This is a genomic window from Mucilaginibacter defluvii, assembly GCF_039543225.1.
GTDB classification, from domain to species: Bacteria; Bacteroidota; Bacteroidia; order Sphingobacteriales; family Sphingobacteriaceae; genus Mucilaginibacter; species Mucilaginibacter defluvii.
In genome coordinates this window covers 164,910-190,020 of sequence record NZ_BAABJI010000002.1, presented here as the reverse complement: position 1 = coordinate 190,020, position 25,111 = coordinate 164,910, and the positions used below count along the sequence as shown (strand labels likewise).

General features: G+C 43.1%; 16 protein-coding genes and 1 tRNA gene. 6 read left to right on the top strand and 11 right to left on the bottom strand.

Features of this window, described 5'->3' with window-relative positions; translation table 11 throughout:
- Positions 1–13: 13 nt before the first annotated feature.
- A complete protein-coding gene (locus tag ABD960_RS07140; RefSeq protein WP_345330271.1) occupies positions 14–772 on the bottom strand; it encodes a polysaccharide biosynthesis/export family protein in 759 nt (252 codons plus the stop codon).
- A 321-nt stretch (positions 773–1,093) separates the two neighbouring features.
- Between ABD960_RS07140 and ABD960_RS07135 the strand changes: the two genes are divergently transcribed.
- Positions 1,094–2,464 carry a S41 family peptidase gene (locus ABD960_RS07135; protein WP_345330269.1) on the top strand — a complete coding sequence of 457 codons (1,371 nt, stop codon included), beginning with the start codon at positions 1,094–1,096 and terminating at the stop codon, positions 2,462–2,464.
- A gap of 3 nt (positions 2,465–2,467) precedes the next feature.
- Here the strand turns inward: ABD960_RS07135 and ABD960_RS07130 are convergent, their stop codons facing one another.
- The 5 genes from ABD960_RS07130 to ABD960_RS07110 all read right to left on the bottom strand — a co-directional run bounded on the left by ABD960_RS07130 (position 2,468) and on the right by ABD960_RS07110 (position 12,429).
- Positions 2,468–3,286, bottom strand: coding sequence for a hypothetical protein (locus ABD960_RS07130; RefSeq protein ID WP_345330267.1), 819 nt, complete (start codon positions 3,284–3,286; stop codon positions 2,468–2,470).
- A gap of 103 nt (positions 3,287–3,389) precedes the next feature.
- A complete protein-coding gene (locus tag ABD960_RS07125; RefSeq protein WP_345330265.1) occupies positions 3,390–4,778 on the bottom strand; it encodes a hypothetical protein in 1,389 nt (462 codons plus the stop codon).
- Between the two features lie 52 nt (positions 4,779–4,830).
- The gene (locus ABD960_RS07120; protein ID WP_345330263.1) at positions 4,831–7,878 is read right to left on the bottom strand and encodes a TonB-dependent receptor domain-containing protein; all 3,048 of its coding nucleotides are present in this window, start codon (positions 7,876–7,878) and stop codon (positions 4,831–4,833) included.
- Between the two features lie 724 nt (positions 7,879–8,602).
- Positions 8,603–9,904 carry a PepSY-associated TM helix domain-containing protein gene (locus tag ABD960_RS07115; protein ID WP_345330261.1) on the bottom strand — a complete coding sequence of 434 codons (1,302 nt, stop codon included), beginning with the start codon at positions 9,902–9,904 and terminating at the stop codon, positions 8,603–8,605.
- Between the two features lie 29 nt (positions 9,905–9,933).
- Positions 9,934–12,429, bottom strand: coding sequence for a TonB-dependent siderophore receptor (locus ABD960_RS07110; RefSeq protein ID WP_345330259.1), 2,496 nt, complete (start codon positions 12,427–12,429; stop codon positions 9,934–9,936).
- A 346-nt stretch (positions 12,430–12,775) separates the two neighbouring features.
- Between ABD960_RS07110 and ABD960_RS07105 the strand changes: the two genes are divergently transcribed.
- The 4 genes from ABD960_RS07105 (at position 12,776) to ABD960_RS07090 (ending at position 15,454) form a co-directional block, all read left to right on the top strand.
- Positions 12,776–13,735 carry a manganese catalase family protein gene (locus tag ABD960_RS07105; protein ID WP_345330257.1) on the top strand — a complete coding sequence of 320 codons (960 nt, stop codon included), beginning with the start codon at positions 12,776–12,778 and terminating at the stop codon, positions 13,733–13,735.
- Positions 13,736–13,850: 115 nt separating this feature from the next.
- Positions 13,851–14,702, top strand: coding sequence for an endo alpha-1,4 polygalactosaminidase (locus tag ABD960_RS07100; protein ID WP_345330255.1), 852 nt, complete (start codon positions 13,851–13,853; stop codon positions 14,700–14,702).
- Positions 14,703–14,895: 193 nt separating this feature from the next.
- A tRNA-Gly gene (locus tag ABD960_RS07095) sits at positions 14,896–14,971 on the top strand.
- Between the two features lie 144 nt (positions 14,972–15,115).
- Positions 15,116–15,454 carry a hypothetical protein gene (locus tag ABD960_RS07090; RefSeq protein ID WP_345330253.1) on the top strand — a complete coding sequence of 113 codons (339 nt, stop codon included), beginning with the start codon at positions 15,116–15,118 and terminating at the stop codon, positions 15,452–15,454.
- A 94-nt stretch (positions 15,455–15,548) separates the two neighbouring features.
- Here ABD960_RS07090 and ABD960_RS07085 read toward each other — a convergent pair whose 3' ends face one another.
- Genes ABD960_RS07085 through ABD960_RS07070 form a run of 4 tightly spaced genes read right to left on the bottom strand, consistent with a single transcriptional unit; the run spans position 15,549 to position 23,277 of the window.
- Positions 15,549–16,766 (bottom strand): DUF4998 domain-containing protein, encoded by a 1,218-nt coding sequence (locus tag ABD960_RS07085; protein WP_345330251.1) that lies wholly within the window; start codon positions 16,764–16,766, stop codon positions 15,549–15,551.
- 19 nt (positions 16,767–16,785) lie between these two features.
- Positions 16,786–17,991: a DUF4959 domain-containing protein gene (locus ABD960_RS07080; protein ID WP_345330249.1), complete on the bottom strand. Its 1,206-nt coding sequence runs from the start codon at positions 17,989–17,991 to the stop codon at positions 16,786–16,788.
- A 25-nt stretch (positions 17,992–18,016) separates the two neighbouring features.
- Positions 18,017–20,035, bottom strand: a complete 2,019-nt coding sequence (locus ABD960_RS07075; RefSeq protein ID WP_345330247.1) for a RagB/SusD family nutrient uptake outer membrane protein — start codon at positions 20,033–20,035, stop codon at positions 18,017–18,019.
- Positions 20,036–20,046: 11 nt separating this feature from the next.
- Entirely contained in the window at positions 20,047–23,277 is a 3,231-nt protein-coding gene (locus tag ABD960_RS07070) for a SusC/RagA family TonB-linked outer membrane protein (RefSeq protein ID WP_345330245.1), read from the bottom strand.
- A gap of 609 nt (positions 23,278–23,886) precedes the next feature.
- On the opposite strand from ABD960_RS07070, the gene ABD960_RS07065 reads away from it, so the two are divergent.
- On the top strand, positions 23,887–24,177 hold the full coding sequence (locus tag ABD960_RS07065) for a hypothetical protein (protein ID WP_345330243.1): 291 nt from the start codon (positions 23,887–23,889) through the stop codon (positions 24,175–24,177).
- 337 nt (positions 24,178–24,514) lie between these two features.
- Here ABD960_RS07065 and ABD960_RS07060 read toward each other — a convergent pair whose 3' ends face one another.
- Complete coding sequence (locus ABD960_RS07060) at positions 24,515–24,997, bottom strand: hypothetical protein (RefSeq protein ID WP_345330241.1); 483 nt, start codon at positions 24,995–24,997, stop codon at positions 24,515–24,517.
- Positions 24,998–25,111: the final 114 nt, after the last annotated feature.

The window sequence follows — 25,111 nt, the reverse complement described above, 5'->3', positions numbered from 1 at the left end:
TAGGTGCTTCGTGTTAAAATAGCCTTGAAATAATAACCGTAATAACTGTAGCTGCCGCTACAATGATGGATAATGTTTTGGTATCGGTGCGCGCCTGCTTCTCCTTCATTTTATCAGGCTTAACATACACCACATCGTTTTGCTGCAGGTAAAATGCCGGCGACTGCAAGGCATTGCCGCTGTTTAAATTAATGTGCGTTATTTTCCGGTTTCCCTTCTCTTCATGCATCACCCAAACATCCTCGCGCCTGCCATACATGGTCATATCCCCGGCTAAACCAAGCGCCTCCAATATATTTAGCTTATTGTTGGTTACGTTGAATACGCCCGGTTTATTTACCTCGCCTATAACGGTTACCTTGAAATTCAGAAATCGTACATTAACTATCGGATTTTTCACAAGCGTACCCACTGCCGTTGTTATCTTTCCTACGGCCTCCTCCGGCGTTAGCCCCTCCAGCTTTATTTTACCTACCGATGGAAAATTGATGCTGCCGGTTTTATCAACCAGATAACCTTCAATATTTTGCGCCGTTAGGCCTGTATTTCCTTGCAACGGATTGCTGGCAGCTACCGGCAAAATACCCTTATTAAATAAATTGCTTGTTTCGGGATCAACGTTGTTAATGGTGATGCTTAAGATGTCACCATGTTGAATCCGGGGTTCGCTCATATTAGTTATTGCTGCGCTGTAGGCTGCGGTATCAGCAATATCGCTAAGGTAAACCAGGTTCCGCTTAGCGCTGCATGACGACAGGAGCCATATCGCCATACACGAAAATATTACAGCGGCACTATTTCTAAAAAATAGAGTGCGTAGTTTAAATAAGGGGTTGTACATTTTTATCACGCTTAACAAACACAGTATACCCGTGTTAGTTAAGCGTAAAACTATCAGGGCAATATTAGATAAATATTACCGGCATGTTTTTATAATATATTAAATACCATTCTTAAGTAACTGATTATTAGCAAAACCGATAGTTATGTTATCAATGTGTTAAAGAGATATTATTTTATACAAACACGGATATTATTAAGGTATTACTATGCCTGTGTTAGGTATTTTTGATGTAATAGCCCCGACATATTTATGGCACTACATACTTACGTTAAAAAAGCATACATATTTACGTTTTTTACAGGTGCGCTTGCATTAAACAGCTGCAAAAAAAATGATACCGTTGAGCCATTTACCGGGCCGGTAACAAATGCCGAAATTAATACCTGGGTAATGGATAGCCTTAAACGCTATTATTACTGGGCCGACAACTTGCCCGGCAGTGTTAAACCAGACCAGGAACCGGTACCCTTTTTTAGCAGTGTTATAAACACGGCCGACAGGTTTTCTTTCATTACTTCTGCCGCCTCGTCATCGTTAAAGGCCACCAGCCGTTCAAAATATGGTTTTGACTATGTTGTTTTTACAGAGCCCAAAAGCAAACAGGTTATAGGCCTGGTAACACTTGTGCTTAATGCATCACCGGCGCAAACGGCGGGCTTACGCCGGGGGCGATATTTTACCCAAATTAACGGCACAACCCTTACTTCGGCCAACGCCGTTAACCTGCAAGCTGATCTGTTAAAAAACACCTCAGTACAGCTGATGCAAGCCAGCATTGAAAACGGCGTGATAAAAGAAACAGGCACGGCCAACGTACTTGAGGGCCGTACACTTGAAGAAAGCTCAGTTTATAAGGTATTTGATAATAACGGCAAAAAAACGGCATACTTGTTTTTCACCATATTCAATAACGCCGACCGCAATGCCTATATATCCGTTTTCTCGGGGTTCAAGGCAGCAGGCGTAACCGACCTGATTTTGGACATGCGGTATAACGCCGGTGGTGAAGTAGCCGCAGCAGCCGCGTTGTGCAGTATGATAGCTCCCAATATTAATCAAACCATGCCTTTTATTGAATATCGCGGAAACAAAAATGCTGCTGTGCGCAAAGAGGGTTTTGCCACTGCGGCGCAAGCCGAGGGCGGGCCTGCATTTTCAAATCTCTATCAGCAAAATCTAAGTCTTAAAAGGTTGTTTGTGTTAACAACCGGGGCAACTGCTTCAGCCGCGGAGTTGGTGATCAATAACTTAAAGCCATATATCAATGTAATACAAATAGGCCAAACAACCCTCGGAAAAGATGAGGCCTCAATCACCATCAGCGATAAACGAACGCCGAAAAGGATCAACTGGACTATGTACCCAATTGTTTATAAGCTTTACAACGCCTTAGGTGCCGGAAACTACTCCGGCGGCATCACACCCGCCGAGACGGTTAACGAGTGGGATAATTTGCCTTTACAGCCATTTGGCAACGAGTTTGACCCTATTTTGAAACACACCCTCGCGTTGATAAACGGCTCCGAAGCCTTAAGCATCACGTCAAGGCAAACAAAAAATGCCGAATTATATAATTCAGCATCTGATTACGCCGCAAAGGCAGCGTTAAATGTTAAGTAATTACTATTCCTGAGGAAACGCGTTAGCGCGATCAGTTATGCTGTAAATTATCCGGTTCGGGTTCTCGGTAACAAGCCTTATATCGTTTATCGTTAACAGCGAGGTATAATCGGGTTGAAAAGGGAATGTCTCAAAAGGAGTAACCGTAACCCCGTTAGGATAATTAATAGCGTTATCAGTACCAGCCATACGCACATAAAATATATAATCTAAAAAATTATCGGCGGTAGTTGGTCCATTAATCTCCACATAGGGGCTAAATTCATCCCGCTTAACATTTTTTATAACCTGCGCTTCGGGCTTGATCAGGGTATTGCCTTCACTATCAGCGTAACGCTCGTATATCGCTATATCAACTGCCCCGCGGTAATTTGAGGCTATTGACCGGAAGTTTATCCGCAGCCCCATTTTACCAGCCATCGGCTTTTTTAAAACGGGGTTATACTCGATGGTTTTCCCGTCAAAAAAAACGTTTAAGGTTGTATCCCGGTACTTATCTTTAAAATTGATCTGGCTGCCCTGGTAAGGTGTGCTTCCATCTTTTTTATACATCACAATACGGCTCAGCGTTTGCGTACTATCAAACGGTACCACGAATGCATTGGCAGAAATATCTTCAAACAAGTAACCGGCCGCTATGCTTTTCGGCCCGATTCTTATCTGTATGCTATCAAGGCTAAAGCCGTTTACAATCAGCTTCGGAAAGCGGGTGCCGGAGGCTATACCGGGTCGGTAAACTTCTTTTTTACAGGCAACAGCTATACTTGCCAACACGGCAAAAAAAACAACGCGGTTAATTATGGGTAATATTTTAATTTGCATACCAAAACGGTTATGGTGAATATGAAAAAATCTGCGCTTTAAATATTAAAGCGCAGATTCGTCAAACAAACAGGGTAAATTATGTAATTACGATGTTTGCAGATCAATAGTAGTATTTCATCCAGGTAGTGTTACCCCAGAACGGACGGCTTTGTGTATTGAAAGCGCCCCAGCCGCCTGCAGTTGCAGGTGATGCGCTGGTGTTGATTGGGTTAACCTGAACGTTGCTGTTGTTAAGGAAAGGTTGAGTTAACCTTGCATATGAGTTGCCATTTGCAGCCCAAACATTTCTTTTATTACCGTTTGCATCAGCTTTATTATTTAAGCTGGTTGGGCTAATTGAAGTTTGGAATGCGGTAAGCACGTTGTTTTTAACAACAGACACGTTGTTGGTAACAAAATCCTGAGTAGTGGCATCAAAAACTAAACCTTGTGGATAGCCAAGGATGATAGAGTTTTCAAAATCAATTTCAGAACCTCTTCTGATACGTGCAGCATACAGGTAACCCGGAGCAGACCAGCTGTTTAAAGCAGGAGCACCAATAATGGTAAAGTTTTTAAGCTTAGGGTGTGTTTTTGGAGTGATAGCGTAGTTAGCATCTTCAGCAGGTGCGTTATTGTCTGACTCGATACCGTTTGAATCGCTGTTACCGCTGCTTGCGCTGTGTGTAGCATAAGCGTCAGCAATAGCTAAACCGTACTGAATAGTACCGGTATAACCGTTGTCAAAGTCAAAGTTATCATCGTCAGGAGCGATTGATACCAGGTAAGTTGCGTTTACAGTACCACCGAAAAACTCGAAAGAGTCATCTTTGCCGTAAGCTACTTCAATATGATCTAAAGTAGTACCGCTGCCTACGCCACCTAAAGTTAAACCGTTAACTTCGTTATTAGCTGAAAGAATGTAACCGCCGAACTCGATACGTACATATTTAAGCGTACCTGATGAGTGGTTAGCAACGCTGCCGCCAAAACGGTTATCAAAAGGTTCAATAGCATCTAAACCTTCAATAGTTTTATTAGCTACGTTACATGGAGCCTGACCTAAAAGGATAACTCCACCAAAATCGCCAGGAGCAGCAGTAGTAAAGGTATTGCCATCAAGCAATTTACCACTGGTAAAAATAATTGGCGCTGACGCTGTACCAACAGCCTGAACTGTAGCATGACGGCAAATTACCAGGGTACCTGGTTTGTTATTTGCATCAACTTCACCAATAATTACTGTACCGGCTTCAATGGTCATTGTAGCATTGTCAACAGCTACGATACCTTTTAAAACATAAACGGTGTCATTGCTAAGTGAAAGGTTTGTGCTGTAGTTACCTTGTAATGTTTTTTTAGGTAAATTGCTTTGAACATAATCAACAGCGTTTGTTTTTACCGGACCAAAAGTATCAGCGGCAGCTTCAGTAGCCGGTGCCGATTCTTTTTTACAGCTGCTGAAAGCAAGGGTTGCCGCAGCTGCGCTAAGCATTAAAAACTTTTTCATTTTTTTTCTGAATTGATAGTTAGTTTGTTGATATAGTTTTGTTTGTTTGATGCTAAAAAGTGTAATTAAATGATAGGGTGAACGTGCGCCCGTATTTGCGCGAAAAAGTGATTACATCATCTTTTTCATAACCATCAGTATAACCCGGCTTTAACCGGTTGCCGGCTTCGGCGTTATTAGGATCAATCGGCTCGTAGCTGGCCATACCGTTATAGTAAAAATTACGGTTGTTAAACAGGTTGCCGAAGTTGAACCTGATTTTGCCTTTGTTTTTAAGCACATTGGCATTTAACTGTACATCAACCTGATCATACGGGGCTTCATACTCATTAAGCGCAAGGTTGTCTGTAAGCAAATAGAATTTTCGGCCTGAATGATTATGTACAATGTTGAATCCAAATATCTTACCGCTATACTCCACGCCGGTATTGAGCAAAAAAGGCGTTTGCCCGTATAACGGCCTGTCCCTTTCATCAGGTTGAGATACAAGCCTGTAAACGTTTGGGTTAGCCGGGTCAACCAGTTCAGGGCGGGGTGGCAAAGCTCCCCGTACTTTAGAGCGAAGAAGGGTGGCGTTACTAAATACGGTTACCTGATCAAGCAGCGGCAAATCACTGTTGATAAAGCCTAAGCGCTTGCGCACTTCTAACTCAAGGCCGTAGCTTTTTGCCCAAAACCCGTTATTGTATACATACAAATCCTGACCGCCGCGTTTAGTTAGCTCAAGCGGCCTGTCAAGGTATTTGTAAAAAATACCTGCGGATAATATTTCGCCAAGGCCAGGGTACCATTCTCCGCGTAAGTCATAACTGTCAGTTTTGGTGCTGATTACCAAGTTACCCGTTACGTCGCCCTGTAGCACCGGATCGTACCTTGTGGCAAACGAGCGCTCGTTAAATTCAGGTCGAACCATACTTTGTGAATAAGCCGCTTTTACTTTGAACTGGTCGGTTACACTATAGGTAAGGTTGGCCGAAGGTAAAATTTGCCATGGCTTGTCAATATCATCCTCATTAGCAACAAGCACAATGTTCGGGCTTGATATTAGTGCGTTCAGGCTGCTTATTGCATCTCCGATAAGCTGGAGTTTAAAATACTCTACCCTTAAGCCGCCAACAAAGCGAAGTTTTTCCCACAAAGTTTGGTCAACCATGGCGTAACCGGCGTGAAACTGCGATGTACCATCGTAGCTGTTCAATCCGATAGGGTTTACCTCATAAGCCAGCTTATTTGGCGCAAAGTTTTCGGGCGTATGTACATCTTCGATCACGAAATTCGGATCAAGTTCAAAACCATTATTACTTGCCGGCCTCAGGTAAGCGGTTATAAAATTGTTTACCTGCTTTTTATTGAAACCGATATAACCTAATTTCACGGTCCCTGTAAACTCCGGCGCCGTTGAAATTGGCCTTGAAACAGAGGCGGTCCAGTTATAATCCGTTTCCTTCACATCAAAAGCCTGCCTTGATAAAGGGAAAACGTTTATGGCATCCGCATCAACAAAATCATGAAAATAATTACCATATAACTGATTATTGTTTACTATTTGCCTGCGCAGCATATCCTTACGGCTGCGGTTTAACGCGGTACGGCTCACGTCCCAATTCAGTTTATATAGACCGGCCTGATGTTCGCCCTGTATTTTATTTTGAAGCAGGCCCAAAAAGTCGGGCTCGGTAACAATACGCATGGTTGATGGAGCATATTGAGCGCCCAACAATACGCCGCCGCTCTCATTATCATACCCTGAAATAATGGTAGTAGGATTTGAAAATATGCGGCTGTAGCTGTTGCGTATACTTATCTGATGCTTTTTACTGCGATAGCCCATGTTTAAAACACCGCCGTAAGTAGTGTTAAAATTATAGATTTTGCCAAAGCCGGTAGGATTGCCGTCAAACAGATTGTTTATCGCCTGAGGCGAAAAAAGAAAAATACTGCGCTGGTTAACTACATCGACTATGCTTTGAGTATTACGATAGTTGAGTGTTGCAATAAAGCCAATGCGCTCGCCGTCTTTTTTCAGGTTATAATTTTGCCCTATACCAAAGGTATAATTCTGGTTAGGCTGCGTTTTGTATTTGTATAAACCCCAGTTATTAGTGAATTGCCTTGCATATTGAAAGTCGGCTTCGGTAAAGCCCCTCGGGTCGTCAGCGCCTGCTCCGGTGGCTCCATCGGTAACTCTAAAACTGGGCACCATTTTACGCGTGCCGTCATCATAGCCCAAATAATCATACTTACCGCGCTTGGCTGATATAAAATCCTTCCCGGTTGACTGATCGTTGAAACCTGTACCGATGCTGAAGCTTACAAAATTTTTGGTTGGTATGTCACGTGTATTTACCTGTACCATACCGCCCGCAAAACCAACCGGCAGATCGGGCGTTATGGTTTTGTGTACAACTATACCTTCAATTACCTCGGCAGGCAATAAATCAAACGAAAAGTTACGCTGCGTATAATCAGTGCTCGGCAGTGGTGTACCATCCAATGTGGCCACGTTGTAACGTTCAGATATGCCACGAACAATTACATATTTATTATCAAAAGTAGCTAAACCGCTTATTCGTTTTAATGATTGCCCCACGTTGGCGTCGGGCGTTTTGGCAATCTGCTCGGCCGATATACCGTTTGTTATGTTGCTGGCATTTTTTTGCCTGGTATATAACCCTTCGGTAGATGACTTGCGATAGGTTGATGACACAACAACCTCCTTAAGCTGTGCCGTTTGCTGTTGTAACGATACGTTTAGCGCCGTTACCTCACCGCTTTTTACAACAACATCCGTAATACGTTTGGTTTGGTACGATATAAAACTTATATCGATAATATAGGTACCCGCTTTTACAGCCAGCGAAAAACTGCCATCAATGCCGGTTTGCGTGCCGATAGTTTGGCCGGCAACACGAACGGTTGCTCCGGGTATACCTTCGCCCTTTTCATCAACTACCTTACCGGCTATTCGACCTGTATTTTGGAAAAAAACAGACTTTGAAAAGGCACCAAAAGTAATGAATTGAAAAGCCAGTAAAAAGGCAAGAAAAAGGAAGCCTTTGTACATTTTATTCGGGAAAAACGAAGGGTAAAAACACGCCATATACCAGGATTGTACTTGTATTATTATGTGATAACTTTAAAGTATTTTTTTTCTCTAAATAAGAATATTATTACCTGTTAGAGACATCACAAAATAATTGAGAGCAAGTGTCCCGATCATCAATAGCTTGTTAACATTTTATTATCCATCAAGTATTTACAATGCAAAACATACTTTGATATAAATATTAAATTATGTCATTGTTAAAAAATAATATTTTACTTTAAAGCAATCGCAATTACATTATTTTGATGTTCGAAGGAGGATTACGAAGAACCGATGTTAAACACCTTTCTGAAACTTTAGAAGCATAAAAGAACATGATTATTTGCCTGAACGACATTCACAAAACTATCTATCGAAATCTATCACTAATAAATTGCTTGCCTATCCATAAAGTATATTGCAATCCGTATAATCTTGGTTGTTTTTACCACCGCGAACCATCAATAACCTTGTAGCAGAATTACAAACAAACCACCCTTTAAACAGCATACACACAAAACCAAAAAGCCGTCAAAATCGTTGATTTTGACGGCTTTACTTTAAGCGTACTCCACTGGCCCGGCCATATTTGAAATGCTATCGACAATAACGTTGAAGAAGGCAATTCAAAACGCCTGATGAGGATTCATCAATCGCCAGTTTATGTTAAATTCTTAAGGCACTACAACGCTAATGATAAGTCAAAGCAAATTATCCTATTCTTTAACAACTATATTTGCTATAATACAGCCTGTTTTTGAGTGAGATTTATTTTTTTGATTGATCGGATTTTGGTAGTTCCAATAGTTTCGGCACGATAATTACTTTTATTCAAATCCGGCTTCTTCTTAAATTTTCGACCATACCATACCAAAAAGCCGGTTACCGGCAGGCTTGCCCCTATCAACGCTGCCAAAAAAGCTAACACCTTACCCGGAAAACCAAGTATACTACCCACATGAATATCATAATTCATTTTACGCAGTTTTTGCCCGACTGATGCCTGGTTATAAGGCACGGAATAAGGGTCGGTACGTTTAATTTCTTTTAACGTATGCTGATCAAACGTGTAGCCCTGGCTATTATAAAACTGCCCTTTGTTCGGATACACGGTAATATAAACAGCAGCCTTGGCATTAGCGGTATCAGGATAGCTGTAGTAGAAACCCATGGATTTGGGGTGCTTGGCGATCACCTTGTTCCAGGCTATATTCATCACCTTGTCAGGAGCGAAACCTTTACCTTTTTGCAGCGAGTCCGACTCCAGCCTTCTGAACTCAGGTAGTGTTTCGCCGCCGGTTGTTACCCAGTATAAGCTTTCGCTGTACCATTTAATACCGTAAACCATGCCTGTAAGCGCAATGGCAGCTAAAAACAGCAGCGAATAAAAGCCCAGCACGTTATGCAGGTCGAGGTTTACACGTTTAAATGATGCACCCCATTTTATGGTAAAACTTTTTTCGCGGGTTGATTTATTCCATTTTTTAGGATACCACCATACCAATCCTGTAATAAGCAGTATAACAAATACCAGGGTACCATAATTTACAATAGGCCGCCCAATTTCTGATGGCAGCCATAAAAAGCGGTGCCCGTTTAAAATTGTCCTGAAAAAGTCGGCTTCACCGGCTTTATGTTCTTCTTTCGAGATGACCCTGCCGGTGTAAGGGTTAATCTTTAACAGCGTGTAAGCACCCCTGCGATCAGCCGCTTTAGCATTGGCCGGGCGCAGGGTAAGGTTAATGGCACGGCCCTGCTGGTAGTTAGCGTACGAGGCCACCTTACCTGGATTTTGCTTAGTAGCTATTGCCGCTAATTGCGAAGGTTTAAGCACCGGTTTATTCTGCCATTCAATATTGGTTTCGGGCTCAAGCAGGGCTGTTATTTCCTCGTTAAAAACCCAAATGCAGCCGGTTAAGCAAACGATCAGCACAATCACACCTGAAATAAGGCCAAGCCATAAATGCAGCCAGTTGTTGATCCGCTTAAAGCGCGAATTTTTTTGTTTGGCTTTTACTGATGCTTTATTTGTTGATGTCATTATACTGATGTTGTACTTTATCTATATTATTATTTAAACCTGTAAGTGATGCTCAATCTGCCGGTTCTTGGCACTTCGTATATGTAAGTGTAGTACGATACCGACGTTGCTGTTTCAGTAGCCAGCTTGGTGTATGAGCCTTGTGTAAGCATACGGCGATCGAACAGGTTGTTTATTAAGCCTGATACCGTGATTCGGCCTTTCTCGTAGGATACGCCTGCATCAAAACGGTAGTAGTTAGGCAGTTTTAACGGTACAGATGTTGAACCTGAATTTCTGTCCAACTGTATTTGGTAACCACCGTTTATACCAAACCCTTTTAAAATTGAGCCTTGTTTACGGAAACGGTATGACAGCCATCCGTTGGTGATGTGTTTTGCTGAATTAGGAACAGGATTGCCTACAAGCGCTGCGTTGTTATCTTTTTTAACCGTTGCGTCAGTATAAGCGTAGTTCAATACCAGGTTCAGGTTCTGAACAATTTCACCGGTTATATCGAGTTCGATACCTTTTGATTCAATTTGGCCTAATTGTACCTGCGCATTAGGGTTAGCCGCTATATGGGCAGGGTCTAAGTCAGCGGTAAGCACGTTCTTTTTTGTGATTCGGTAAGCGGCAACAGTGGTATTCCAACGGCCTTTGAACCAATCTTTTTTCAAGCCAACTTCAATGTTGTTACCCCTGATCGGTTTAAACGCTTCGCCAAAAAAGTCCTGACCTGCCACCGGAAGGAAGCTCTGATCGTACAAGGTATATGCGCTAAAATCATTAGTTATTGAATAGCTTAAACCGGCACGCGGACTAAATACATCGTTAGATATTTGAGTTTTGTTGGTTTTACCAACAGTCACCGCATGGGTAAAGCGGCCTGCAAGGGTAAGGCGCAGCTTTTCATCCAGCATGCGTATCTCATCCTGCAGGTAAGCACCTGTATAAGTTAAATTTGTTGCATAGGTGTTTGATCCTGAGCGTGTTTGTATACTGCGTGAGCGATCAAAAAATGGTATGTTGGCAAATGGTATACCGTAAGTTGGGTTATATATGTTAAAGGTAGCATTACCTGCCAGTTGAAGGTCAGGCTGTTGAACGCTGCTAAAATCGCCCCAGGTTTTAAGATTACCCATATCAACACCGGTTAATATGCGGTGGATTACCGGTCCGGCTACAATATCGCCCATAATGCTTAACTGTGCATTCTTGTTGATAGCCAGCTCCTCGCTTATGTTCAGATACCTGCGCATATCACCATTAGGCGCTATGGTTGATGGCCATGGCGTGCCACCTTCCAGGCCATACCTTACATAGGCCACCTGTCCGTTCAGCTTCCATTTGCTGTTTAGCCTGTGGTTTAAATAAAAGGTAACGTTATGGTCGTTCAGTTTATTCGGGTCAAGTGCCGGGTCGCCAATAAAAAAGCTCGGGTCGGTATCGCCAAAACCTTTTGGCGAAAAGCCGTAAGTACCTAAAGCCTGAGCTTCTACATGCTGCGTGGTATATTCGGCCGTGATCAGCGTATTGCTGTCAACCTGGTAGCTAATTACCGGTGCAATGATGTACTTGTCGGTATAGTTATATTTATTGTAGCTGCCTTTGGTTTGAGCCGCCAGGTTTAAACGGAACAGTAATTTACCATCTTTCGATAATTTGCCATCCAGGTCAATGGCTGCACGGCCAAGGTTGTAACCTCCACCACTCAGGGTTACCGAACTACGGTTTTGGCCGGTTGGCTTTTTAGTTACCACGTTGTAAATACCGCCCGGTTCGCCATTGGCCATCATAAAGCCCGAAGGGCCTTTAACAAATTCAATACGATCAATAGTAGCGGCATCATCAGCTAAAGGGCCCCAAGGCATTTTTTGGTTCATGCCGTTACGGAATGCCGGGATGTTTGTACCGCGCATAAAAATGTTAGCATACTGCGCATCCCAGTGGCCGGTACGGGTAGCACCGCTCACGTTGCGGGTTACACCATCAACAATATCAAAGGTTAACTGGTCGGCAAGCAGCTGGCTATTGATTACCTGTATGTTTTGTGGTATCTCGATCAACGGAGATTGTAATCTTAAGGATGGCGATACCTTGTCATTTTTAAACCTGTTTTTGCGGGTATTGATCTGTACCTCATCTAACTGTGCAAGGTTTTCCTGTAATGAAAAATCAACGATGATAGTGCCCTTGGTTACCTGAACTTGTTTTTCTTTAGTAACCAAACCCACGCCTGATACGATGAGTGTATACTCGCCAACAGGTACGCGTTTAAGCTGGTACTCACCATCCTCGTTGGTAATGCTACCGTATTTGGTACCTTTTAATGATACGGTAACGGCCATGGCTACATTACCATCAGCAGTAGTTACACGACCGCGAACTGAACCATGTTGTTCTTCGTCGGCTTTTGAGTTTAGATGTAAAGTTTTTTCATAGGCTTTAAAAACAGGTCCCGATACTACATTTCTCGGGGCGGCGTTTACAATGAACGCGTTGGAACAGAGCGCTCCTAAAAGCAAAATTTTTTTAACTTGCATTACTTTTAATCCACATTAAAGGTGAGCCGGATCTTCCGGTTAGCCACACGGGTCCGAAACCGTGTGGCATTTTTTTGCAAAGCTATATTTATTTAGAATAAATACAAATAACGAAGCAATATAAATTAGGTCTAAAGACTGTGAGTCGTATCAGTTGTTATTTAATTAACAATTGGCTATTTCTCCGCAGCTTTTCATATCGTTCCGGCTATCCTTTCGATAGGAGCTTTGCTTTACTTTCCATTTGTAAATTTTTTGATTTCAATCTATTTGATAAACTTTAAAACTAATTATTTAAAATTTAGTTAATATTTTAAGTTATAAATTACTCAAATATCAACTATCTATGTTTTACCACATCCAAAAATTAATCAATCCGATCGTTATGGACGAACCGGATCCGGCGGCAGCAAATGCCTTACAGGAAGGCCTGGGCGGGCAATTTGGCGAAATGCGCACCATGATGCAGTTCCTGTTTCAAAGTTTTAACTTCCGCGGCGATGGTATACCCTACCTCGACCTGATACAGGGCATCGGTATTGAGGAGATAAGCCACGTTGAACTGATCACCAAAACAATTTCACAATTGCTGGACGGTTCCCCACGCTACAACGGCGATAAATTTGATACGCCGGGCAAAGGCGGCGAACCTACGCTCGATGTAGGCAAACATGCCAAAAACCCGCATCACTTTATTGTTGGCGCACAAGGCGCCCTGCCTGTTGATGCGGCCGGCAACCCCTGGAGCGGATCATACGTGCACAACCACGGTAACCTTGTGCTGGATTTGATGGATAACCTGGTACTTGAAGCGACCGGCCGGATCCAGAAATCACGGATATACCAGATGTCGTCCAACAAAACGCTCAGGGCTACTATTTCCTTTCTGATTGTAAGGGATGAGGCTCACCAAATGGCTTTTGCCAAAGCACTGGAGACTTTAGGCGTTGACTGGGCCAAGGCACTGCCGATACCTAAGTTTGATTCGTCGCAATATCCGGAAGTAAAAAAACTACTGGATGCAGGTATACACCGCGAGCAGTATCATTTCCGCCTTGATTCATCAGAGATGGAGAAAATTTTCAGCGGCAGCGCGCCTGCTAATGATGGCACTGAGCTGATTACTAAGAAAGAGCCGGATGAATCATACCCGATACCTGTGGCGCCTGAGCGGCCTGAAGAATTTGCCCCGGGACTTGACCCTGAATTACAGGGCCTGGCTGATGCGCTGAGTGAATTTAAAGAGAAAACCGTAAAAGATATGGAATCAAAGGCTGGGCCTAACCCACGAGCTAAAAAAAAGTAACCTTATAAAGGGCAGCAAAATAAGCTGCCCTTTTGTATTTCGCCGGTTTGGTAAAATTAACAACGCGATATACAATAAAACAGGTTTGCACGTTTAAGCATTCACAATCATACAAATGCTTAATCAAAACTTTATCGTATTGGCTTCGATACTTATCCTGGCCACATCCTGCAAAAAAAATTCAACGGAAAACAACACGTCTGATACCATTGATCCATCAGATTTACCCGGCGGCAAAACCACCTGGTGGCAACCATCTGCAGGTGTAACTTTTGATTGGCAACTTGATGATGTAAGCGCTTCAGATTCTTTTAGTGGAAGTGTAGTTGATGTGGATGCCTTTACCACATCGGCAGAAACCGTAGCGGGGTTGCACGCGCAAGGCAAAAAGGTTGTGGCTTATCTATCTGTAGGTACTTTTGAGGACGACCGGCCGGATGGCGCACTCCTGCCTAAAGAGGTGATCGGTAAAACGTACGACGAGTGGCCGCATGAAAAATGGATTGACATCAGGCAGATTGAAAAGCTTAAACCGTGGCTTAACTCCAGGTTTAACATGATCTTGAAAAAAGGTTTTGATGCAGTGGAACCTGATAATCTTGATAGCTACTCTAATAACACGGGTTTCAACCTCAGCGTTGCTGATACCCGGAAATATCTGGACTACCTGATAACCCTGGCACACACAAACGGTTTAGGCATTGGCCAAAAAAACGTGCCTGAACTAACCGGAGAATTTGCCGCAAAGTTTGACTGGATACTTACCGAAGATGCCTTTAAACAAGGCTGGCAAAACGATGTTAAGCCATACATCCAACAGAAAAAGCCTGTATTTGCAGTTGAGTATACTGATGAAACACTGGAGAACACATTTAACAACCAATACTGCCCGGTAGCAAATTCATTAGGTTATACCTTGATACTTAAAAAGCGCGATTTAGATGCCTGGGTACACAAGTGCCCTTAAAAATTGCTGCAGTTTATTATCAAAACGCTGATGGATGTGCAACTGACAAAAACGATATTTTTTGGGCTATAAATCAACTTATTATAATATCATCAGCTATATATTAAAAAATTGATTTTATAAATAAGCCGGAATTTATACCTTTGCAGGCATAAAGCCTTGATAAATATCAGGGCTTTATTATTAAGACAACGCGAAAGTAGCTCAGTTGGTAGAGCACGACCTTGCCAAGGTCGGGGTCGCGAGTTCGAATCTCGTCTTTCGCTCCAAACAAATATCCCTTCCTGTAATCAGCGAAGGGATTTTTATTTCTAACCCCAACAGCAGCAACTATTCTTACGCAGAAAATATTACTTCCATATTTTTACGCAGATTTAGTAGTAATCCCGATAATTCGATTTAAAATTGCAACGATGGAAGAATACTTCAACTCGTTCAGCGATTGGCTCACCGCTCTTGGTGACGAGTATGACGTTGACCCGTTAACACTCGGCATCCTGTATTTCATCAGCAAACCAACATTTATAGGCAGTTTGGTATGGACAGCCAACCGCGCACGCCGGAAAGCATCCGTACTGGTGCCCATACTCATTTCGGCAATTGCTTTCAGCATACCTTATGTTTACATCATTTTAGTGGGGCGTAATATCCCTAAATGGGTTTATGTTTTTATAGCGCTGATGTTTGTTTACGGCACTTATACCATCCGCAAAAAGTTAACGGAGAAAAAAGCAACTACCGGCACGGAATGATTTAACAACTGATAAAAGGATTAAAAACAAAAGAGCTGCCCCGCGTTAAGCCGGGCAGCTCTTTTTATAATAAGGCGCAGGTATATCAATTATACTACAAAGGCGCTTGTTTTAGCCTTACCGCGCTTATGCGCCAAAAAGTACCATCGCAGCAGCCCTTGTTTTGCAACGTGCCTACAAAACCCATTGATACGGTTTTGGTTGACGTAAGCTTAAAGCTGATTTTGTGGGTACCTGTGGTACTTGTTTTAGCATAGCTGATAGCTGACGATAGGTTTTCAATATCCGGAATGATCGACCCTTCGGCAGCAACTGTGTAGAAGTTACCGTTTTGCGTACAATCAGGTATATCCATCTCGAAGGTATAATTACCGGCAGGCAATTCAGCCGTCTGGTAAATTTTACCATTGGTGATGGTTACCATGTTATCTGACGACCAACCCGCTTCCATAGCCAGTTGAGGGCCGCCGAACCAAAAGTCGACACCACCAAACTTGGTACCCGCACCGTTAGTGAAATTAAGCACCGCCGCATTGGTTTTCCAATATCTAGGTATCGCCCACCTGTCGCTATTCAGTACAGTTTCAAACGGGATTTTGGTATTACGTAAATACTCCTTTGTAACTTTCACCTCTACCGGCTCGGTGTAAAAAGTATCAATACTGGTAGGTTGTGGCTTAAACAGTGTACGGTAAGTAAATGTTGATGCGCTTGCGTCAAGGTCTCCTATTATGGTTCGATCCTGCGCTATTGGCGTAAGTATGGTTTTTGTACCGGTTTTTGAAAGGTATGTAATCTCGGTAGCAATTGGCCCGGCCGAGAGATCAATCGGTAACCAGTCGATTTTAGTGGTATCAACCAAAGTGGCAGCAGCGCTCACCACACGGTTATTTAAACCGTTTTGATAACGAGGGCCATACACCTGCCCTACCGCGTTAACCGCTACCGACTGGTTTCCGGCAGCGTCATACGTGTAGATAACAAAGTTTTTGATCCCCTCTTCCATCGGGAAAGTACGAACGAACTCGCGTGGCTCGGTTTGCATATCCACATCATATACAACGGAGTCCTTACCGCCGTTCCACAAAATCTTCACCTTAGTCAGCTTTGGATCAGCCTTAAGCATGGCTTTAAGCCTGATGCGCTGGTTGCCCGACAGAAACTTAACCGAATCTAACTTACCGGTGTAAATGATTTCGCCACCCTCTTTATATTTCTTAAACTCATCCCACTTTGAGCACGAGAATGTAAGCGTACCAACCGCGGCAACAGCCAATAACGCTTTTATTTTATTTTGAAATTTATGTTTCATAAACATTGATCGTTAAAAGTTAAAGCGTTGAACCATAAACCTCAAGCTCGTTTATACTTTGCGCGGTACCACCGGCCCAGTTTTCGAGGCAGCGGATGCGTATGTAGCGAACTTTAGGCGCATTCAGGTCAACCTCCCAGCTAAAGCCGGCAGCCGCAGTAGCCTGGTCTTCGGCATTATCGGTACCATATGGTAAGCCTGACGGCTTTTTAACCTCATAGCTGCCCATCAACGTCCAGCTGCCATCAAGCGCGCCATTCAGGGATGGATTGGTTGAGCCATAAATTTCAAACCGGCGCATGGTTGACAGGTAATAGAACCTGGTACCCTCAGGGAATGGCCTTATCCAGATGCGGCTTATTTTAGCTTCCACACCGGTGTCAAATGTAATTATGTGCGGGTTTGTACCGCCGGTTACCTGCGCGGTAAAACTGGTATACGGCCAGCCTAAATTACCATCCCAAGCGTACTCCAGCCGGGCGCCGTTGGTTACCTGTGGCGCATCGCCCGGCAATACAAAACCCCGGAATTTTGAGGGATCAAGTTTAGCCTCATAAATGGGTTTAACGTTTACCATCAGCGTGTCTGAATTATTGCCCCATTTATCTTTCACATAAACTGCGTATTCATGCGTGGTAGTATCCAATCCGCGTATCTTGGAGACGATGTCGTCCGTACGGGTATAGATACTTTTGAAGTTATCCACCTCAAACTGGTTGAAGGCGTTACGTTTCATTACTATAATTGCCACGTTATCGCGCGTAGGGTTTGAAGCTGTAAGGTTATAGCCGCCGAAAGCGTTGATTACCGAAATGGTTTTAAACACTTTTTTAAACGGTGCCTCAAGCGGTCTTACTTTTACTACCACCGGCTGCGAAAGTACTTCGCTGCGGCTAACCGAATACAAGCTGATATCGTGCTCCAAAGTATCGGCAAAACCCTCTACAGTAAGTGTGTCCTTGTAGTATGATGACTTGGTCTCGGCCATTGCACCGGCAGAGTTTTTGTAAACCGCTTTTACGTATAACAAATTTTTATCATTAGGCAATTTATAAGTAATGCGGGCTTTGCCGGCGAGGTTTTCTACCGTTACATTGCTTACTACCTGCGGCACCGAGCCGTCGCCGCCGGCAGGTGTTTTATAGTCCATATCCTCTTTACATGATGACAGCCATAACAGCGTCGCCATAACGGGGATATACCTGATCAATTTCATTAATTTCATATTACAACTGTTTTAAAGTTTATAATTACCATCCCGGATTTTCAACAAGCTTTGGATTGCGCCTGGTTTCGTAGTTACCTATCGGCCAAAAATAATCGCGCGGAGCGATGAAAGTTTGGTTGAAAATGGTACGCTCAATATTATAAGCCTCGGTTGTTTTACCTAATATACTGAAACCGGTAATGTCCTTGTTAAGCTCTTCGCCCGATTGTTTCCAACGGCGTAGGTCCCAAAAACGCTGACCTTCAAAAGCAAGTTCAATCATACGTTCGCGATGGATTATAGAGCGTAAACCATCCTGGCTGCCATATTTACCCGGATTGCGCGAAAAGTTGCTCCATGATTCAACCACTCCGTTTAAACCAGCACGGGTTCTTATTTTGTCAACATACGATATAGCCATCGGCGATGCCGGCTCAACCTCGTTAAGTGCTTCGGCATACATCAGGTACAAATCTGCCAGCCTGATCTCGGGCCATGGATAGCTTTTCCAGGTAGGCGCATTGTTACTATTAGTAGTTGATTCCCAATGAACCAATTTCTTGATGAAGTAACCAGTTTCGTTCCAGTTGGTAAAATGGCCGAAACCGGCAGTTTGCGCGTTCTTCATCTGTACGTACATACCGTTAACATCGCTACCAGTGGTGGTTCCGTCCTTCATATACCAGCGGCCACCATCAAACCCTAAATCGGCATAAAAGCGTGGTTCGCGATCATAGTTCAGGCGTGCTGTTACAAAGTTTGGTTCGATATAAAACTGCTCGGATGTTACAGCAGCACGGGTTTGCATGTAGTTAGTAAAATCGAGTGTTTTATCTTCATCAATGGGAACGCCGTTCTTGCTGTAAAACATTTTGGCGATCTTGATCGGCGCAGCCCAAACGCCCTGTAACTGAAACCTGTCGGTATTAGAGCCACGTACCAGCGGCGGCATACACAGCGCCTCGTTAACAAAGTAGCTGTTTGATAAAGCCCAAACCACTTCGGTACCCCACCTGTCGGTAACGGCATTGCGAATATTTAACTGTGTTTTTGTTTCGGTACTCAGGTTAAATACGTCGTTACGGTAAGTATAAAGCGCGTTGCCGTTGGCTTCGGCCGCATCAATCGCTGCCTTGGCCGCATCGCGTGCTTTTTCCCATTTGGTTTGATCAACCGTCGGGTTAAACAACGCAACACCTTCCTTATCACGGAAACCGGCAAAATCGCTGTTACCGTTAAACAGCGGGCTTGCCGCCATTAACCAAAGCTTAGCCTTAACCGCGAGCGCGATAACCTGCGTAGTGCGGCCAAGCTCTTTATTCTCGTCAACAATACGCGGTGGAAGTTTCGTGATAGCATCATCAAGCAAAGCCGATATATAGTTCACACAATCATCAACCGGCATACGCTTGTAATACAGATCCTCAGGTGCCGATGATTCAGGCACGTTTTTATCGATGATCGGTATCGGGCCATACATACGCAACAGGTAGTAATGGTAATAGGCTTTCAGGAATTCAACCTCGCCTATCCACCTTTCGCGTTCAGAGGCGCTCAGGTCGGGTACTTTGGTTTGATCCTTAATATTTTCAAGAAAGATATTGCAATGGCGTATTCCCCTGAACATTACCAGGTAGTTATAACGGCCGTCGCCTCCTTTTAAATCGCCGCCCCACTCGTTAAACAAAGGCCTGTCCTTATTTTGCTGCCCCTGCGCTATACGGAAAGCCGGGTGCCAATGCGCCTGATCGCTTTGTGGCAACCAGATTTCGTCGCCGCTCATAAGCCCGGCATTAAACCAGCCGTCACCATTTTTTGGCAGGTATGAGTAGCAGGTAAACAGGTATTTTTCTGCCTCGGTACGCAATTTAAAGGCGTTTTCAATAACGGCTACGTTATCAGGCACTATATCCAGATATTTTTTACAGGCCGATAAGCCCGATGCTATAGCTAACAATCCTGCCACAGCTATCAGGCGGCTTTTTTTGCCGTTTATAACTTTGCCAAAGCCAGCCATAAATTTGCCGGCGCCTGGTTTATGTGTATTTTTTTGTGTATTCATGTTGCTTGCTGTTAAAAATTAACTTGTACACCCAGGTTATATAGTGATTGCAGCGGATAGTTCAATCCGTTACCCCTCATTTCTGCATCCCACATTTTGAAACCACTCACTATAAACAAGTTGGTTGCAGAGAAATAAAGACGGGCACGCTGCATTTTCACTTTTTTCAGGTTATTGAAAGTATAACCGAACTCTAAATTCTTGAGCCTCAAAAAGCTGCCGTTACGCATCCACCAGGTTGATATCTGGTTGTTGTTATCAATACGGTAGGTACTTAAACGAGGCCAGAAAGCGTATAAGTTAGGGTTGGTTTCTGACCAGTAATCATTAGCAACAGCCTGCAGCAAGCCGGTTTGGTAACCGCCGCTTTGGTAAAAAGGCTGAATTTGTGCCGAGTTAATAAAGAACGAGAAACGTGCGGCACCCTGGAAGTAAAAGCTGAAATCGAGGTTTTTATAGTAAAAACTTGAACCAAAACCATAAATAATTTCAGGCTGTGTTGGATAGCCAATGGCTACCTGGTCATCGCTGTTTATAATACCATCTTTGTTGATATCGCGGTATTTAATATCCCCCGCGCGCAGGTTAGTATTACCAAACTGAACAGGCGAGTTAGCAACCTCCTCATCATCGGCAAATAAACGCTCAGCAACATACCCCCAAGCCTGGTTAATAGAATAGCCTTTGCGCGACAGGTAAGCAAGATCGCTTGAATATGGCAACTCGTCAATACGCTCAATACGGGTAGTGGCATAGGTAAATGTACCACGCGCGTTGATGGAGAAATCCTTTGAAAGATTTGCACGGTAGCTGCCCGACAGATCAACACCCTTGGCGCTAACTTTACCGAAGTTTGAGAACGGAACAGCCATTAAACCCGCCGCGTTATCAATATTTGATATAGGCTGCAGGATGTTTGAACGGTCCTGCTTGTAGGCATCTACAATCAAATCAAACGCGTTGGCTATGCTCAAGTCCATACCCAGGTTGATTTGTTTTGACCGTTCCCAGGTAATGTTGCTGTTAGCGTAACGTGAAATCGATACCCCGTTTCGGTTATAAACAGCGGTACCATCATTACGGCCAAACGTAGCGCCAAAACCACCATCATTAAGGTTTACGTTTGACATGTAGAAGAAACGCTCGTTAACGTTACCGATAGCATCATTACCCACCAAACCGTAAGTTGCACGGAATTTCAGGTTACTAACAATGTCGCGCAGCGGTTCAAAGAATTTCTCCTGCGAGATGCGGTAACCCACACCTATCGACGGGAAGAAACCCCAGCGGTTACGCCTGTCAAAACGTTCAGAACCATTATAACCAAAATTGAACTCGGCTAAATAACGGTCATCATATCCGTATGAAAAACGGCCGGACACACCTGCGTTACGTGCAGGTAACGATTGGATAAGACTGGTAGCGTTGGCATTTTCGTAGCTCGACATATATGATACCAACATACCGCTTACCGTGTGTTTCTTTTTAAAGGTACGGTTGTAATTAACCGCGCCCTCAAGCCAGAAACGTGAGTCGATTTCCTTGGCATCCTGGTTATAGTCCAGAAACTCACGGCCTACCGGCTGTAATGAATTGGCCGAGCCATCGTTAAGTGGCTGAAGTGAGTAAGATTGATCCTGCGGATTGATGATAGCAGAGTAATAAAAAGGTACATAGCTACGGTTTACACGATAGAATGATATACGGCGTAAATAACCCATTGCACGCGCGGTAAGCCCCGGCGTAATGCCGTCCAGATTTTGCTTCAGCTCCAATTGAGGCTGCAGGTTTGATGTTTTATAAACCTGGTAACCTTTAACCATCTCGGCATAAGGGTTAATATACATGGTTGAGCTAAGGCTCAAATCGGAATTACGGGTTTGCGCCGAACCAAACAGCGGGTGCTCAATAAACGGAAGCTTTGATGCCGGATACACTGCCGGAAACATAACCGGGTTAGCATTAAGCGCGTTGCGGAAAGTTTGCTCACCGCCTGATATACGGGCGCCGCTTTCATTAAATCCGCCTATCGGACCCTGATAATCATCAAACTGGCCATACATACGCACTATCAACACCGTGCTTTTGCTAACGTTAAAGTCAACGTTTGAGCGGAGCGAGTAGTTTTTAAGGCTGATATTGGTATTAAAATCATTAATAGGCTCTATTTTAAGTATACCATTATCCTTATTGTAGGTACCTGCTATATAGTACCTCGCCCTGTTTGATCCACCGCTGATGTTAAGGTTATAGCCCTGGTTAATGGTATAATCTTTAATCAGTTTTTGTATCCAGTTGTTGTTGGGGTACAGGTATGGGTCTTCGCCGGCACGTGTGCTGTTTATTTTATTTTGTGAGTAAGGTTCAACGCCGTTAGGGTTACGGGTAAGCACAGCCTCATTACTCATATTCATATAAGTAATATTGTCGGCAAATTCATAATCGCGTGTATTGCGCGACATGCGGTTCTCCACCCTGAAGTTAAATTGCGGCGCGGCATCCTTACCCATTTTGGTATTGATGAGTACAACGCCGTTTGCACCGCGTGCGCCATATATCGAAGCCGCGGCCGCATCTTTCAGCACCGAAAAATCGGATATATCATCCGGCTGCAGGCGGGCCATGTCTGTAGATGACGATTCGATACCGTCTATCAGGATCAAGGGATCTTGCTTACCCGAACCGAATGTAGATAAGCCCCTGATATAAAAAGTGGAGTTATCAGTACCCAAACCCGGCTCGCCACTACCCTGAAAAGCGATTATACCCGCTACCCTGCCCGCAAGCGCGTTGGTAAGGTTGGATGATGGCGTTTTCAGATCCTTAACGCTTACCGTGGTAATAGAGCTAACCAGGCTGGCCTTTTTTTGTGTATTACCAAAACCGGTAACGGCCACCTCTTCGAGTGAGGTGGTATTAACCTCAAGCGATACGTCAATTTTTATAACGCCCGCTGCATCAGCCTTGTAATTTGAAAGTAGCACCTGCTTTGGTTTATAGCCTATGGCCGAATAGGTTAAGGTAGCATTGGATGCCGCTTTGAACTTATAGCGGCCCAGGTTATCGGTATTAGTGCCCTGGCCACCACCTTTAACTATAACGGTTGCACCGGGAATACCGCCAACGGTGTCCTGCACCACCCCTTGCACCGTTACCTGCTGCGCCTTAACAAATAAAGCAACAAACAGCAACAGCATAGTGGCGCACAGTTTCCGTAAAAACAGAAAGTAGTTTTTCCTCATATGTTTACAGTTTAAATTAGATTAGAGATTATAGAACGTTTTAAAAGGCAGCGTTGCTGCACGGAACGGCTATGTTTAAGGCGGCATCATGGTATTACATTAATCGGATTTATAATAATTTAGTTGTTACAAGCTTAGTAAATCAAACACGTAGCAATAACCTGAACAGCTTAGGCAAAAGGCTTCCTGTCCGAATTATAATTGGCTATAATCAGTTAATAAAAAACCCTTAAAACTTGCAACGATATAGCAAGCGCCAGGTCAACAGCTGATGTAAAACTTAGAGCGGCTTATAAAGCACGATAATTTCAGCGGCTCAAAAAAGTCTAACATCAACATCGCAGACAGCACTCTCAAAGAAGTACAAATCCTGTTCATGAAAAAATCGAATTACTTGGTTTTATAATTGATAACAACCAAATATAAATGAATATTTTTAATTGTAAAAAAAACAATAAAAAAAAATAATCTCATCTTTTGCGAGCATTTTAAGTTCATAATTACTTATATAATGCTATAATCGGTTAATATAACAGAGCATATAGGTTTTTCCAAAGTTCAAAATCGATTAATTATTGTATGATATACGTTTAATAAAATCAAAAAATAATGTTTAAGCCAGTTTTGATAGATGGCCTTATCGCATTCGCGGTAATTGCTGTCTTTGTATTTGGCGTAGATAACCCCAAACCCGAGTGGGGCAGGTTATGGATGCATAAACCGCTAATATTAACTCAATTGGCAGGCGCTTTTGGCGGTTTGGTTTTCTCGCTGATAAACCGGTTGTTTAAAAGCCGTTTTACCAGGCGTATAATTGGTATAATATTGGCGTCAGTGGCTTTTATAATTATACATTGGATAGGTGCAGTCTTAGGCTTAAACGGCACCATGTGGGACTAAGCGTAAAGGGAGAAATGTCCGGGTTTTACAGATAATAATTGAAGCTTATAAAAGCCTTGTTAAACAGAGCATAATCTAAAAGCTTAAGCTGTTGCTACAGGTGCGCAACAACTTAATTAATAACTGACCGCTATTATAGGTTACGAAAGCCAAGCTATTATAAAAACCAACCGATCTGGCGCTTACTGCAAATGGTTTGATGATTCAGGCAATTGTAAACGGTATCTATACCATTGAAATTTGGAAACTGATAAGCTTAAGAAAAGTCATAGCGCATTTAAAGCTAATGAACGGTTAATCATTCTCACTAATTGAATCGTTCCTGACTAAAACTGTCTTATTTACTGAAGTGATAAAACGTTCGATAACGATCATAAAGAATATCATCTTCAATGAAATCTTTAAGCAAAAAGGTGTCGTAGGCAAGCACGAAATTATTACCGTCCACATGCGCTACAATTCCCATCGAATTACGCTCACTTACCCACTGGGTACGATCTAAGGCGGTTACGCCAGAAAAATAAATTTCATTCTTTTCAATACGATAATTAAATCTTCTAAATTCACGCCCCTTCTCCATCATCGCGCCTGTGCCATCCTGCCTAAATTCCACATTATCTATATACCGAACGTCGGCAAATTTCTCATCTCTTGATTTTACAACGTCTTTTTTATAATACAGGTCTGTTGAAACGCGATTTAAACTCCAATAACCTACAATGGCATCAGCTGGATTGACTTCAACTTCGACTTTATCTTTTTTACATGATGATGTAATCGCCGAAAGCGTGATTACAATAACTGAGAGGCATTTCTTCACTTGATAAGGAATAAGTAATATTAACATCGGCAAATATAAAAAACCATTGATCACAAAGCCTAGGATTTAAATTTTTACAGATTCACTTCAAAAATGTTCACTTTTATATTTTAA